The organism is Ruminococcus sp. 8Y-12, assembly GCF_058119865.1.
In genome coordinates this window covers 2,822,596-2,835,011 of record NZ_CM176623.1, presented here as the reverse complement: position 1 = coordinate 2,835,011, position 12,416 = coordinate 2,822,596, and the positions used below count along the sequence as shown (strand labels likewise).

Below are 12,416 nucleotides of genomic sequence, written 5' to 3'. Positions count from 1 at the left end.
ACACTTTTCTCCAATTTGATTTATTCTACAGGTCATCGATCAAAGCGCTGCTCTTTGCATAGGCGGTACTTCTGGCCTCAAAAAAATCGGTTTTTATCATATTTGCGTTGGAAAACTGGCTCACCCAGTTCATAGATGCCGGCTCCTGCCTATGCCCCTCATAGATTGGCGCAAAGCCCAGATTCTGGCACCGGAGATTTCCCAGGTACTGAATGTAATCGGAGATCATCGCTTTGGTCAGCCCCTGCACCTCATCCCCGACTGCATACTGTCCCCAGAGTATCTCCTGCTCACAGCCCTCCCTTATCATTTCACGGTATATCTCTATAGAATCCCGGTCAAACAGGTCCGGCTCCTCCTGCTTCAGCTCCAGAAGAATATTCCGAAAGAGCCAGAGATGGGTATTCTCATCCCGGTTGATGTACCGGATCTCCTGCACGGAACCAGGCATGCGGCGGTTTCTTCCCAGATTATAAAAAAACATGAAACCGCTGTAGAAATAGATACCCTCCAGGATATAATTGGCCACCAGTGTCTTAACCAGCATTTGAGAATCCTTCTTTTGCTGAAACTCATTGTAGAGGTTTCCGATAAACTCGTTTCTCTTCAGCAGGTGCGCGTCCTCCTTCCACTGGTAGAGCACCTGATTGCGCTCCTGGGGTTCACAGATGGTATCCAGCATATAGCTGTAGCTCTGACTGTGCACCGCTTCCTGAAACCCCTGGATAGAGAGGCACAGATTCACCTCATTTGCAGTAATGTATTCACTGATATTGGGCAGATTAGCAGTCTGGATGCTGTCCAGGAAAATCAGGAAGGAGAGAATTTTGTCATAGGCTCTCCGTTCCGCCTCCGGCAGGTTCCGGTAGTCCCGCACATCCACACCCAGGTTGATCTCCTCAGGTATCCAGAAGTTATTCATGGCCTGCCTGTACCAGCTGCTGACCCAGCCATATTTCATATTGTTAAAATCATTAAGATTGGTGGTGTTTCCCCCAATCATCCTGCGTCTTTGCACCTCTGTGTCTCCCCCGGGATTAAACAGAGGGCGCTTCATTAGTTCTGACATATCTCTTCCTTTCTTTCTAAGCGGAACAAACCTCACACTCCTCCACCTCTAGGCTCCTGGAGCGGATATAATAGATGGTCTTTACCCCCTCCTCCCATGCCAGAAGATACAGATCCAGCACCTTTCGGAAGGTATATTCATTGGTAATGTACAGGTTCATGCTCTGTGCCTGGTCAATATGCCTCTGGCGGACGCCGCACGCCCGCACAGACCAGGTCTGGTCAATGGAATGGGCATTTTTATAGTACCAAAAATTCTCCATGGTAAGTTCCGGAGCGACCCTGGGGATCAACCCATTTTTCTTCTCCTCCAGAAAATACCGGTTCATCACCGGGTCCAGGCCAGCGGAGGTTCCGGCTATGATACTGGTGCTGCTGGTAGGCGCCACAGCCAGCAGGTAACCGTTGCGCAGTCCCTGCGCCTGTACCTGTCTTTGCAGCTGCTCCCAGCGGCCTGTGGTCAGCCCGCGTTCCTCAAAATAGGCTCCGCTCTGCCATGTGCTCCCCCCAAAATAAGTATAGCTCCCCTTCTCCGCTGCAATCCTGCTGCTGGCCTGAATAGCGCTGTAGTGAATTTGAGAGAAGACCTTCTCTGTAAACTCCAGATGTGCCTCACTCTCCCAGGCAATCTTCCGCTTTGCCAGCATATGATGGTAACCGCTGACTCCCAACCCAATGGGACGGTAATTTTTATTGTTTATCTCAGCATACGGAAGAGGAAAGAAGTTTAAATCGATCACATTGTCCAGGGCTCTGATGGCGCTCTCTGTCACATAGGCCACTTCCTTCTGATCCTCCAGACAAATATTTCCAAGGCAGAGGCTGGCCAGATTGCAGACTACAAACTCTCCCGGTTTGGTTACATTGACCACCACGTTTTCCCCGTGAATCTGCTCTATTCTCTGCTCCACCTCCTGGATACCGCTCATATTCTGGGCAATCTCCGTGCAGAGATTACTGCAGTAGATCATCCCCCGATGTTTGTTGGGATTTGCCCGGTTTACATGGTCACGATTGAAGATAAAAGGCGTGCCGGTTTCCACTGCGCTTTTGATAATAAGCCGGATGATGTCCTTTATGGGCAGCACTCTCTTGGCAATGTCCACATCCTTCACACATTCCAGATACTTGTCCTTCCACTCATCTCCCCAACAATCCTCCAGAGCATATCCTTTTTTTGTCAAAATTTCGTGGGGACACATCAGATACCAATTCCCCTCTATATTGTCCCTGGCCTGCTCCCAGAAATAATCCGGAAAACATACTCCCGGAAACACATCATGGGCTTTCATGCGGTCATCCCCATTGTTGGTGCGCAGGTTCAAAAACTCCGGCAGATCCCTGTGCCACACATCCAGGTACACAGCCACAGCTCCCTGGCGCATCCCCAGCTGGTCTACAGCCACTGCCGTATCGTTTGCCAGACGTATCCACCGGATAACGCCCCCCGCGGCTCCCTCAAATCCCCGAATCGCGCTCCCGCTTGCCCTTACCTTTCCAAAGTACATGCCCATACCGCCCCCGTACTTGCTGACCTTCGCAAAGTTGTCAAGGCTGCGGTAAATGCCGTCCAGGCTGTCCGGAACCGTGTCAATAAAGCAGGAGGACAGCTGATGGTAAGGCTTGCGGGCATTGGACAGGGTGGGAGTCGCCATAGTGACCTTCAAAAGACTCAGCATATCATAAAAACGCCTCACCCACTCATCCCTGTTCTCCTTTTCCTGCATGGCTAAATGCATAGCAATCCCCATAAACATTTCCTGGGGTGTCTCCATAGGTACTCCCTGTCTGGTCTTAATCACATAGCGTTCCAAGAGAAGGGAAAGTCCTGCGTAGTGAAAAAGCTCATTCCTGCTCCCATCTATCCATGACTCATACCGGTCAATCTCAGCCTTTGAATAGTGTTCCAGGATATATTTCCCGTAGAGTTCTTCACCGGTCAGGTATGTTAGCTTATCATAAAAACTGTGGATTTGATATTTCTCCATATTCAGTGCCAGCTTGTACTCAAATTCAGCCATGGACAGCCTGGCTGCTATCCTCTCCCACTGGGGCGCCTCCTGCGTCGTCAGCTCTGCGGCTGCCCGGATGAGCGGTCCAAAAAGTTCCTCCCGACTTTCCCCGGATTTAACAAAATCCGAGAACTTTGTATATAGGATGCCTGGTTCATATTCCCTCTGGGGAAAATCTCTCTCTATTTTCTCAAGTACACAGCCCATTCCCGGAATCTCAAGAAGTTTTTCCGGGCAGCCTGTGTACTCTATCCTGCTGCTTTCCATCTCTCATCTGCCCTTTCTACAATTTATGGTGTCCGTTATCCAGAATACCACAATATATAGTTTTATTCAAGACTCTTTCCTCTCCGAAATCCTTGGTATACACATTGGAAAGATTCCCATCTCCGAGAGGCGTTTTGTCAGCCGGTCCAGGTTCTCAACCGTATTGTATCCCACAAAATGTTCCAGTTTTTCCACTTCCTCCAACTCATTGTCCGTGTGATTCAACGCACACAAAAAACGGTGAAGCACATCATGGCGGTAGAGAAGGTAGTTCCCAGCCTGCCGCCCTTTCTCTGTGAGGGAAATTTCCCCATACTTTCTGGAGATGAGATAGCCGTTTCTGTCAAGCTGCTGAATCATCTTTGTCACAGAAGATGGCTTTACATGCAGCATTCTGGACAAGTCACCCACTCTCACCTCGTTCCCCTCCCTTCCAAGCCGCATGATCATCTCCAGGTAGTCTTCCATGGCACTGGACATCTCAGAACTCTTGTTCATTTGATACCCCTTCATTGTATAAAATCCTTCTGTTTTGCCCATTCACACCCCATAACCGGCATTCCGAGGTAACCAATTGTCAATCCCCTGAATACCTTAATGATATAAAGTTTCCTTATCCTAAAATCTATTCGGAAGGAGTTTCCCTTATGAAAAAGCAATTTTCATTGAAGGATATTCAGCCCGGTCAGTGTGCGTCTGTCCGCGCACTGTACTCTACCGGAAGTATGCGCCGCCGCCTGCTGGACATTGGCCTTGTGGAGCATACGCCTGTCAGATGTCTTGGCAGAAGTCCCGGCGGCGATCCCAGTGCATATTTGATCCGGGGTGCCGTCATAGCCATACGTTCGGAGGATTGTGAGAATATTATTGTTGATCCTGTCAGGGAGGTGTCAGAATGGGCCTGACCAACCGTTCCGTGGGAATCCATGCTGCGGATTCCGGTCTGGAGCTGAAAAAGCATTCTGAAAGTGATCTGGTCGTTGCCATCGCAGGAAACCCGAATGTGGGAAAAAGCACGGTCTTTAACGGCCTCACCGGAATGAATCAGCACACAGGGAACTGGCCTGGCAAAACGGTGGCCAGTGCCCAGGGATACTGCCAGACCAAAGGACATTCCTATGTGATGGTGGATATTCCTGGCACTTATTCTCTTCTGGCACACTCCGCAGAGGAAGAAGTAGCCAGAAATTTTATCTGCTTCGGGCAGCCGGATGCCGTTGTGGTGGTCTGTGACGCCACATGTCTGGAGCGCAGCCTGAATCTGGTTCTGCAAACCCTGGAGATCTCCTCAAAAGTCGTGGTGTGTATAAACCTGATGGATGAGGCCAAACGCAAGGGCATTCATGTCAATCTGCCTCTGCTGGAAAAGAGGCTGGATGTACCTGTGGTGGGTACAACTGCCAGAAAGAAAAAAAGTCTTTCCAATCTCATGGATACCTTAGACCACACCGTGGAGGAAGCGCAGTCTTCCCCCACCTTTGAAGTACACTATCCTCAAGTTCTGGAAAACGCAGTGGCTATGGTAGAGCCAGTAATACAAACCATAGGCTTCCGAGACCTTGACAGCCGTTGGCTGAGCCTGCGGCTGCTGGATGCGGACCCCTCCCTCCTCACCGAAGTAAAAGCGTACCTGGGGGAGGCATTCTTAAACCAGGAGGAGTTAAGATCGGCGCTGGAGACCGCAAAGGCATATCTGGCCGGTGAGGGAATTGACCAGGACCGCTTAAAGGATCTGGTAGTAACTTCCCTTGTAAATACCGCGGAGACAGTTTGCCGTGGAGCTGTTACATATGAGAAGAAAGGGTACCGTCATCTGGATCTCAAGGTGGACCGAATATTGACCAGCCGGCGCACTGGCTACCCGGTTATGCTGCTCTTGCTGGCCCTGGTATTCTGGCTGACCATGACCGGTGCCAACTATCCCTCCCAGCTTCTCTCCGGTTTCCTTTTTGATATCCAGGACCGGCTGACTGCGCTTTTTCAATATCTGCATGCTCCCTCCTGGCTTCACGGTATACTGGTACTTGGAATCTACCGGGTATTGGCTTGGGTTGTTTCCGTAATGCTCCCCCCAATGGCCATTTTTTTCCCGCTGTTTACCCTCCTGGAAGATACAGGATACCTTCCCCGAATTGCCTACAACCTGGATAAACCCTTTAAGCGGTGCTGTGCCTGCGGCAAACAGGCCCTCACCATGTGCATGGGTTTTGGCTGCAACGCGGCAGGCGTTGTGGGCTGCCGTATTATTGATTCCCCGCGGGAACGCCTGCTGGCAATTTTGACAAACAGCTTTGTTCCCTGTAATGGTAGGTTTCCCACATTGATCGCGATTATCACGATGTTTTTTATCGGAACCGCCGGAGGAATGCTTTCCTCCATAGCCTCAGCCCTACTGTTGACAGGCGTAATACTACTTGGAGTTGTACTAACATTTACAGTCACAAAGCTGCTCTCCAAAACTGTCCTAAAGGGGGTTCCATCCTCCTTCACTTTGGAACTGCCGCCCTACCGCAGGCCACAGATTGGAAAAGTGATTATGAGGTCTGTTTTTGACCGAACCCTGTTTGTGCTGGGAAGGGCCGCCGTGGTGGCAGCTCCCGCCGGTATGATCATCTGGCTGATGGCCAATATCACTGTGGGCGGAGCAAACATATTAACCCATTGTGCCGCCTTTTTAGACCCCTTTGCCAGACTGATGGGGCTGGATGGCGTAATATTAATAGCCTTCATTTTAGGTTTCCCGGCAAATGAAATCGTGATACCCATTATCATCATGGCCTATCTGTCTCAGGGCAGTATTTTGGAACTCCAGGATATGGCACAGATGAAACAGCTGTTTGTGTCAAACGGATGGACCTGGATTACCGCCGCCTGTACCATGCTGTTCTCCCTGTTCCACTGGCCCTGTTCCACTACGCTGCTGACCATCAAAAAAGAGACCGGAAGCCTCAAATGGACTGCTCTGGCGGCCGCGCTTCCCACTGTCATCGGAATGGCTTCCTGCATTCTCTTTGCAGGCGCTGCCCGGTTTGTCAGCTTTTTGTTCAGATAGACAAAAGCTTATGCCGGTAAACTGCTCTTAAATAGATGCACTTTACCGGCATAAGCCTAAATCCTCTTACTGTGAAAGTCCCGGACAGCGGACATGTCCTTTAATCATAACATAGTTTGTGAGAAAAACACCGCTTCTCTCCACCTGCTGCTCTCGCACCACCTGATAACCCCTGCGCTCAAAGAATGTCTTAGCTGTTATGGATGCATGGACCGTTATCTGTTTTTTCCCTGCCCAGCTCTCCAGTTCACCGCAGAGCAGCGTGGCAATCCCCTGCCCCTGATACTCCCGGTGCACATAGAGTCGGTCCAAATAGCCTGTAAAATCCATGTCCCCAAAGCCTGTGATCACTCCATCCCTCCATGCCACCAGACTATAATGTTCCCTCAGCGATTGATCCCATATAACTGGATCAGGGTGTGCTCCGGCCCAGGCATTTAGCTGACGGGAGTTGTAATCCCTTCTGTTGACGGTATGCACTGTATTGTAAAACAGCTCCATAATCTCCTCAAGGTCGTCTGTCCGATATTTTCTGATCTCCGTTTTCGCCATGTTCTGCTCTCCCCTTTATTGCTTTAGTGCTTTCCTATCCGGTTAGAAACCCAGCAGCGCACTGTACAGCCTCCAGTCGCAGTCCTTAAACACATTAAAGACAATCCTCTTAAAATTGCTGTGCTCCAGATATTCTTCCACTGTGTCCACAGCTATCCGAGCTGCCAAATCATTTGGAAAATGGAACTCTCCTGTAGAGATACAGCAGATAGCTCAAGCGCTCCTCCTGGGTATTCGGCTCCCCGTCCACTCCACAATTTTGTTCATCTTCTCTCATCTTTCACACCTCTTTTTGATTCTCTGTTGTTTGCATGTTACCTGCCTGGTTCACAGTAACCTAAAAACTGCCTCAATATCCTCATCAATACAGATTGACTGTTTCTCGATGTCTTTTGGACAATAGGCTTCCCCTTTGTTGATACAGGCATACATTGCCCGCGGATTTTCCGCCGTCATTTTCCAAAAAGGATATTTTATGATCCCCGGCGTGTTCATGCCCGTGCCCAAATCAAGGAACAGCGTCTTTTGCCTCTTATGCTGCTCAAGAAATTCCGAATACCGTTCTGCCGCCTGATGCCATCCCTCATCCTCCACAAAAGTGTGATCCATTCTGAGGTTCATACTCATTGGCCTGCCGCAGACCGGACAGTAAAAGCCGCCGGGAAGCCTTATTTATGGAAAACTTTAAAAAAATCCCTGACTGTCCGGTTGAAATGACCCTGCAGCATATTGGGGATAAATGGAAGGTACTCATTATCCGTGACCTGCTTAAGAGAAAGTTCCCCTCTTTAGCTCCGAAAGCATATAAGTGGGGAACTCTCTATTTGTATTATAGATCTGTTTTCAAAAAGAAAAAGTACGCACCTTGCAGTGGTATAAGCACGAAAAAGTGCCCTGGTATACTACTTCTCTGGAATGCATGCCTGGCTCAAAAATTTTATTATCACCTCTGCCGCTTTTTCCGCATTGGATACAATTGCGGGATGAAAGCCGCTGTCAAACATACAAATTTCTCCTCCCGTCTCTTTGGAAATTGCTTCATATTCTTCCATCAGGTCCCCTCTTGACATCTCATCCTGTCTGCTTCCCATGAGCAGCAGAGGCACCTTTAATTCCCGGAAGGTTCGAAAGAACAGCGGCCATTTCTCCCGTGCGCAGCGAACCAGCGACTCTGTATCCAAATCAACCACTGATTCCCAATCCTCTCCCTGGCACCATTCATAAAACATAAGCGCCTGCTCATCTGTCCTGGCTTCTTTTCGCTCCTTTAGCAGTTTCTCTGCAAAATCATCTTCCAGAGTCCTGCCGTCAAAGCTGTCCGCCACAACAGCCGCGGTCAGATCAGGCCGGACAAGCCCCACGTTGACAGCCACATAGGCTCCGCCGCTGGTCCCGATAAGCGCAGCAGGACCGTAATTCAAATACTCTAGAAGTGCGATTGTCTGCCTGGCTTCCTCCAGCCACAGATCCGGTGGAAACCACTTCAGCCTGTCCGATTTTCCATGGCCCAGGAAATCAATGCGAATAACCTTATAGTGTCTCTCATACAGAGGCATCAACAGTTCAAACATTTTTGATGATGCCGTGTTTCCATGCAGTAGTACAACTGGCTTGCCTGTCCCAGTTTCCTCATAATATATTTTTTTATTTTGATAGCTAAAATATGCCATATAAGCCTCCTAATCGTTCTGTATTTATCTGCTCGTAAGTACCATTGATTTTAAATATATCGGTGCTAATTATCAGCGGTACAGTACACTAGTGATTAGCAAGGCCTCTGGAAATTTCAAAAGCCCTGCCCTTAACGCATTTTTATCCAAATCCCCATACTTCTCAACCTCCTCTTCTTTTGCTATATTCCAGTATATCATATATATTTATGAATACTACTTAATTTTTGTGGTGAATACTTTTCTTTTTCGATTACGATATATTATTTAAACTGTCTCATTGCATAATTTGCATCAATATATTATGCTGTAGGTAAATCTTAACTGAATAATTATTCGACCCCTGCACGCCTCAGCTGAGCAGTAACTCTACACACCTGATAAATAGTTATCTAAAACCTATATGCGAAGAAGGAGATATTGAGCTATGGAAAATGAAGATAAGAAAGACTTTAACGCTATGTTGCACAAAGATACCGGAATGCCAAAGATTCAGATTATTACGGACCCGGCCAGCATTCAGAAATATGGGGGTGAAAAAATGTACTTTGCTCCCCCCATCGCTTATGATGAGGTAATGAAGTGCGTTCCTTATGGGCAGTTGATTACCGTTGGAATGATCCGGGAATATTTTGCCAGGAATAATAATGCAGATTTTACAGACCCGATCACTGCTGGTATTTTTACATCCATTGCAGCCTGGGCAAGCTATCAGAGAACAATGGAGAAAACCCCTTACTGGCGGACTCTGAAGGTTCATGGAGAACTGAACCCGAAATACCCCGGCGGGGTTGGGGAACAGAGAAGATTGCTGGAGTCAGAAGGGCATGTGATTGTCTGCAGGGGTAGGAAAAACTTTCGGTATTATGTAAAAGATTACGAAGATGCACTCTATACGCTGTAGTGGTAAGACATTTGTCCCGTGAGCATCGGGCGGTGATATTGGTGTTGAAATATCCCTAGATTTTTTTCACAGAATAGAAATGCCAAAAGGATGGGGCTTTGAATGATAAATAAAAGCAGTTTAATGCATATATCTGAAAATAGAGAACTACTTATTCACGATGAAAATTTTGCCTACTTGCTTCCGTGTGAAAAGCTGAAAAATATTATATCGAATTTTACAATTACATTTCCTAACAGTACAATTATCTCAGATGATTACACCATTATGCCTCATGGCAGCGTAACACTTGTATTATTCTATTATAACACTGAACTTCACAGTCTATTGTTTGGACCAACCACAAAATCAGTCAAAGTAGGAAATATTGCGAATAAATGTAATACCATATTCATTATCGAATTTCAGCCTGCAGGATTTTACCCTTTAAAAAAAATCACACAAAATGATTTGACTGATAAGATCATCCCCTTTTCAATGATTGACCATTCCTTGAATACAGCAATGGAAGAGATTTTTAAAACTTCTTTATCTGTAGATGAGTTATTGTTTCAATTTGAAGAAGTCATTCTTCAAAGCATTCTGTTCCAATATCCTAAGGAGCTTGCTCTTGCCATTAAAACAATCATTCAAATGGAGGGCGTTATTACTTCTGCTGACCTTTCAGAAAAGACTTTTTACTGTCCAAGACATTTAAACAGACTGTTTAATCTGCATATTGGCATGAGTATAAAATCTTTTTCCAGATTGGTAAGAATAAATAAATCTTTTCAACTTCTAAATGAAAATGCTAATACACTGGATATGGTATGTGAAAAGCTAGGGTATTATGATGTCTCACACTTTGTAAAGGATTTTAAAATTGTATGTAATATTACACCTCAACAATATAGAACCCACATGTCCGATTTTTACAGTGAAATAGCAAAATTCTAAAGCTATAATACCTCTGTAATGATAAAACAGAAGGAGAGGTTAATAGAGATGAAATTCAATGAAACAACCATTCGTGTTTTAGTGCGCAGAGATTATGGAGAATGCTTTGATTTTTATACAGAGAAGCTTGGCTTAACTGTAGTTTGGGGTGACAGAAACGGACCTTACACTTCTTTTGCTGTAAGTGAAAATACAACACCTTGCTTTGCTATTTTTACAGGAGAGGCCATGCCTATGTTTCGGGGATATAAACAGCCAAATGTTACCACACAGCCTGATACTATTGTGGCGGTTATCCCCACGCTAGACTTAGATGCAGACTATTCCCGTCTGAAAAAAGCGGGCGTGATTTTTCTGGGAGAGCCCCAATACATTGAAGCATGGGGTATGCGTTGCACCTATTTTAGAGACCCGGAAGGTAATCTTTTTGAATTAAATGATGCCGGTAATGTATAATTTAACCGTGCCGGACTGCCAACCAGAGCCCTGTTTCCGGTTGGCAAGTGTACTGTACCATTGACCTTTCGTGTATCTGTGCTGAATATGGCGTTATTCTGCAAAGCCGACAAAAGAGACGTAGCGGTCGCTGCGTCGATTGATGACAACGCATCAGATAACGTCATAGGCAGTTCAGATATGCGAATTGTCAACGGTACAGCACACTGGTTTGGACAGTTATTTAATATTAACTTATTTTAAGTTGAAAGAAATATTCCATAAGCGCATTACTTGTTCTGCTGTGTCCGCCATATTGTTTTGTGCATTTTGCGGGTTCATGGCCTCCTGTAAAGTTACTATTTTTCTGAGGATGGGAAAAAATGCATCGATGCCGTTTTGATTGCACGCTCCTGCATCCTGTGTAACACTGCCCGCAAATGCGATAACTGGTTTCCCATATTTTTTCGCCATTTTTGCCACGCCAACCGGGGCTTTTCCCATGGCAGTCTGTCCATCCAGACGCCCTTCACCGGTGATGACCACATCTGCGCTTTGAATATAGGATTCCAGCTTCGTCTCTTCTAAAATGATTTGAATCCCTGACTCGAGTACTGCGTTTGTAAAAGTGAGAAACGCAAATCCCAGGCCTCCTGCTGCGCCTGCACCCGGATATTCGGGATCAGCTTTATCATATTGTTTCTTGGCAAGATTCGCGTAATTGTGCAGCCACCCGTCCATCTCCCGGATCATGGAAGGGGTTGCTCCTTTCTGCGGTCCGTATACCGCGCTGCACCCTGCGGGACCGCAAAGGGGATTGGTTACGTCACATGCAATTTTAAATACACACTCTTTTAATTCCGGCAGTACATTTTCATCTGTAATGCTGTATAACTCCTCCAGTCCTATGGCTCCGGGGGATACCGCCCTGCCTTCTGCATTTCGAAATTCATATCCCAATGCCTGCAGCATTCCGACTCCTCCATCGTTTGTGGCACTTCCGCCGATTCCTACAATAAAGGTTCTGCATCCATTTGTAATGGCATCTCTTATCACTTCCCCCACTCCATAGGTGGTGGTATACAGTGGATTTCTGTCCTTTTCCGCAACCAAGGTGATTCCTGCTGCCCCGGACATTTCGATAACCGCCGTGTTACTCGTTTCGATTATTCCGTATTCACATTCAACAGGGTGCCCCAGCGGCCCCGTCACTGTAAGCCTCCTCTTTCTCCCGTTCATACCGCTTACCAGCGCGTCAACAGTGCCTTCTCCACCATCAGCCAGAGGCCTAACCTGAATATCCGCTTCCGGATCTACACGCCGGATTCCTCTTGAAACTGCTTCTCCAGCCTGTAAAGATGTCAGACTTCCTTTTAATGAATCAATCGCTATGACTACTCTCATTTCCTTCCCTACCTTTCCTTTTTCTTTAAATATAATGTATCTGACATCAAAAAGAAATGTTCTCTTTACTATTAATTATTGCTAATTGTTATTTTTTATAGTACTTATACTCTTTT

12 protein-coding genes and 1 pseudogene are annotated in these 12,416 nt (G+C 46.8%); 6 read left to right on the top strand and 7 right to left on the bottom strand.

What is annotated here, in order from left to right; genetic code table 11:
- Nucleotides 1-25 precede the first annotated feature (25 nt).
- The 3 genes from AC0THY_RS10590 to AC0THY_RS10580 all read right to left on the bottom strand — a co-directional run bounded on the left by AC0THY_RS10590 (nucleotide 26) and on the right by AC0THY_RS10580 (nucleotide 3,887).
- On the bottom strand, nucleotides 26-1,069 hold the full coding sequence (locus AC0THY_RS10590) for a ribonucleotide-diphosphate reductase subunit beta (RefSeq protein WP_489990573.1): 1,044 nt from the start codon (nucleotides 1,067-1,069) through the stop codon (nucleotides 26-28).
- Nucleotides 1,070-1,085: 16 nt separating this feature from the next.
- Nucleotides 1,086-3,347 carry a ribonucleoside-diphosphate reductase subunit alpha gene (locus AC0THY_RS10585; protein ID WP_489990572.1) on the bottom strand — a complete coding sequence of 754 codons (2,262 nt, stop codon included), beginning with the start codon at nucleotides 3,345-3,347 and terminating at the stop codon, nucleotides 1,086-1,088.
- 66 nt (nucleotides 3,348-3,413) lie between these two features.
- Nucleotides 3,414-3,887 carry a metal-dependent transcriptional regulator gene (locus AC0THY_RS10580; protein WP_489990571.1) on the bottom strand — a complete coding sequence of 158 codons (474 nt, stop codon included), beginning with the start codon at nucleotides 3,885-3,887 and terminating at the stop codon, nucleotides 3,414-3,416.
- Nucleotides 3,888-3,994: 107 nt separating this feature from the next.
- On the opposite strand from AC0THY_RS10580, the gene AC0THY_RS10575 reads away from it, so the two are divergent.
- Together AC0THY_RS10575 and feoB are read left to right on the top strand one after the other, a co-directional pair.
- Nucleotides 3,995-4,252 (top strand): FeoA family protein, encoded by a 258-nt coding sequence (locus AC0THY_RS10575; RefSeq protein WP_489990570.1) that lies wholly within the window; start codon nucleotides 3,995-3,997, stop codon nucleotides 4,250-4,252.
- Nucleotides 4,243-6,399 carry a ferrous iron transport protein B gene (gene feoB / locus AC0THY_RS10570; protein WP_489990569.1) on the top strand — a complete coding sequence of 719 codons (2,157 nt, stop codon included), beginning with the start codon at nucleotides 4,243-4,245 and terminating at the stop codon, nucleotides 6,397-6,399. Before AC0THY_RS10575 ends, feoB begins: the two co-directional genes overlap by 10 nt.
- A gap of 66 nt (nucleotides 6,400-6,465) precedes the next feature.
- Here feoB and AC0THY_RS10565 read toward each other — a convergent pair whose 3' ends face one another.
- Both AC0THY_RS10565 and AC0THY_RS10560 read right to left on the bottom strand, forming a co-directional pair.
- Nucleotides 6,466-6,951 carry a GNAT family N-acetyltransferase gene (locus AC0THY_RS10565; protein ID WP_489990568.1) on the bottom strand — a complete coding sequence of 162 codons (486 nt, stop codon included), beginning with the start codon at nucleotides 6,949-6,951 and terminating at the stop codon, nucleotides 6,466-6,468.
- A gap of 327 nt (nucleotides 6,952-7,278) precedes the next feature.
- Nucleotides 7,279-7,572 carry a hypothetical protein gene (locus AC0THY_RS10560; protein ID WP_489990567.1) on the bottom strand — a complete coding sequence of 98 codons (294 nt, stop codon included), beginning with the start codon at nucleotides 7,570-7,572 and terminating at the stop codon, nucleotides 7,279-7,281.
- 53 nt (nucleotides 7,573-7,625) lie between these two features.
- Here AC0THY_RS10560 and AC0THY_RS10555 point away from each other — a divergent pair.
- Nucleotides 7,626-7,721, top strand: a pseudogene (locus AC0THY_RS10555) (winged helix-turn-helix transcriptional regulator); the annotation flags it as partial.
- Nucleotides 7,722-7,853: 132 nt separating this feature from the next.
- On the opposite strand, the gene AC0THY_RS10550 reads toward AC0THY_RS10555, so the two are convergent.
- On the bottom strand, nucleotides 7,854-8,621 hold the full coding sequence (locus AC0THY_RS10550; protein ID WP_489990566.1) for an alpha/beta fold hydrolase: 768 nt from the start codon (nucleotides 8,619-8,621) through the stop codon (nucleotides 7,854-7,856).
- Between the two features lie 427 nt (nucleotides 8,622-9,048).
- Between AC0THY_RS10550 and AC0THY_RS10545 the strand changes: the two genes are divergently transcribed.
- The 3 genes from AC0THY_RS10545 (at nucleotide 9,049) to AC0THY_RS10535 (ending at nucleotide 10,917) form a co-directional block, all read left to right on the top strand.
- Nucleotides 9,049-9,525, top strand: coding sequence for an MGMT family protein (locus AC0THY_RS10545; RefSeq protein WP_489990565.1), 477 nt, complete (start codon nucleotides 9,049-9,051; stop codon nucleotides 9,523-9,525).
- Between the two features lie 102 nt (nucleotides 9,526-9,627).
- On the top strand, nucleotides 9,628-10,461 hold the full coding sequence (locus tag AC0THY_RS10540; protein ID WP_489990564.1) for a helix-turn-helix domain-containing protein: 834 nt from the start codon (nucleotides 9,628-9,630) through the stop codon (nucleotides 10,459-10,461).
- A 48-nt stretch (nucleotides 10,462-10,509) separates the two neighbouring features.
- A complete protein-coding gene (locus AC0THY_RS10535; RefSeq protein WP_489990563.1) occupies nucleotides 10,510-10,917 on the top strand; it encodes a VOC family protein in 408 nt (135 codons plus the stop codon).
- Nucleotides 10,918-11,151: 234 nt separating this feature from the next.
- Here the strand turns inward: AC0THY_RS10535 and AC0THY_RS10530 are convergent, their stop codons facing one another.
- The gene (locus AC0THY_RS10530) at nucleotides 11,152-12,300 is read right to left on the bottom strand and encodes a glycerate kinase family protein (RefSeq protein ID WP_489990562.1); all 1,149 of its coding nucleotides are present in this window, start codon (nucleotides 12,298-12,300) and stop codon (nucleotides 11,152-11,154) included.
- Nucleotides 12,301-12,416 lie beyond the last annotated feature (116 nt).

Bases quoted from the DNA above. Each gene is read 5' to 3' on its own strand.
- AC0THY_RS10590 (WP_489990573.1), bottom strand. From the start codon at position 1,069: ATGTCAGAACTAATGAAGCGCCCTCTGTTTAATCCCGGGGGAGACACA.
- AC0THY_RS10585 (WP_489990572.1), bottom strand. From the start codon at position 3,347: ATGGAAAGCAGCAGGATAGAGTACACAGGCTGCCCGGAAAAACTTCTT.
- AC0THY_RS10580 (WP_489990571.1), bottom strand. From the start codon at position 3,887: ATGGGCAAAACAGAAGGATTTTATACAATGAAGGGGTATCAAATGAAC.
- AC0THY_RS10575 (WP_489990570.1), top strand. From the start codon at position 3,995: ATGAAAAAGCAATTTTCATTGAAGGATATTCAGCCCGGTCAGTGTGCG.
- feoB (WP_489990569.1), top strand. From the start codon at position 4,243: ATGGGCCTGACCAACCGTTCCGTGGGAATCCATGCTGCGGATTCCGGT.
- AC0THY_RS10565 (WP_489990568.1), bottom strand. From the start codon at position 6,951: ATGGCGAAAACGGAGATCAGAAAATATCGGACAGACGACCTTGAGGAG.
- AC0THY_RS10560 (WP_489990567.1), bottom strand. From the start codon at position 7,572: ATGAACCTCAGAATGGATCACACTTTTGTGGAGGATGAGGGATGGCAT.
- AC0THY_RS10550 (WP_489990566.1), bottom strand. From the start codon at position 8,621: ATGGCATATTTTAGCTATCAAAATAAAAAAATATATTATGAGGAAACT.
- AC0THY_RS10545 (WP_489990565.1), top strand. From the start codon at position 9,049: ATGGAAAATGAAGATAAGAAAGACTTTAACGCTATGTTGCACAAAGAT.
- AC0THY_RS10540 (WP_489990564.1), top strand. From the start codon at position 9,628: ATGATAAATAAAAGCAGTTTAATGCATATATCTGAAAATAGAGAACTA.
- AC0THY_RS10535 (WP_489990563.1), top strand. From the start codon at position 10,510: ATGAAATTCAATGAAACAACCATTCGTGTTTTAGTGCGCAGAGATTAT.
- AC0THY_RS10530 (WP_489990562.1), bottom strand. From the start codon at position 12,300: ATGAGAGTAGTCATAGCGATTGATTCATTAAAAGGAAGTCTGACATCT.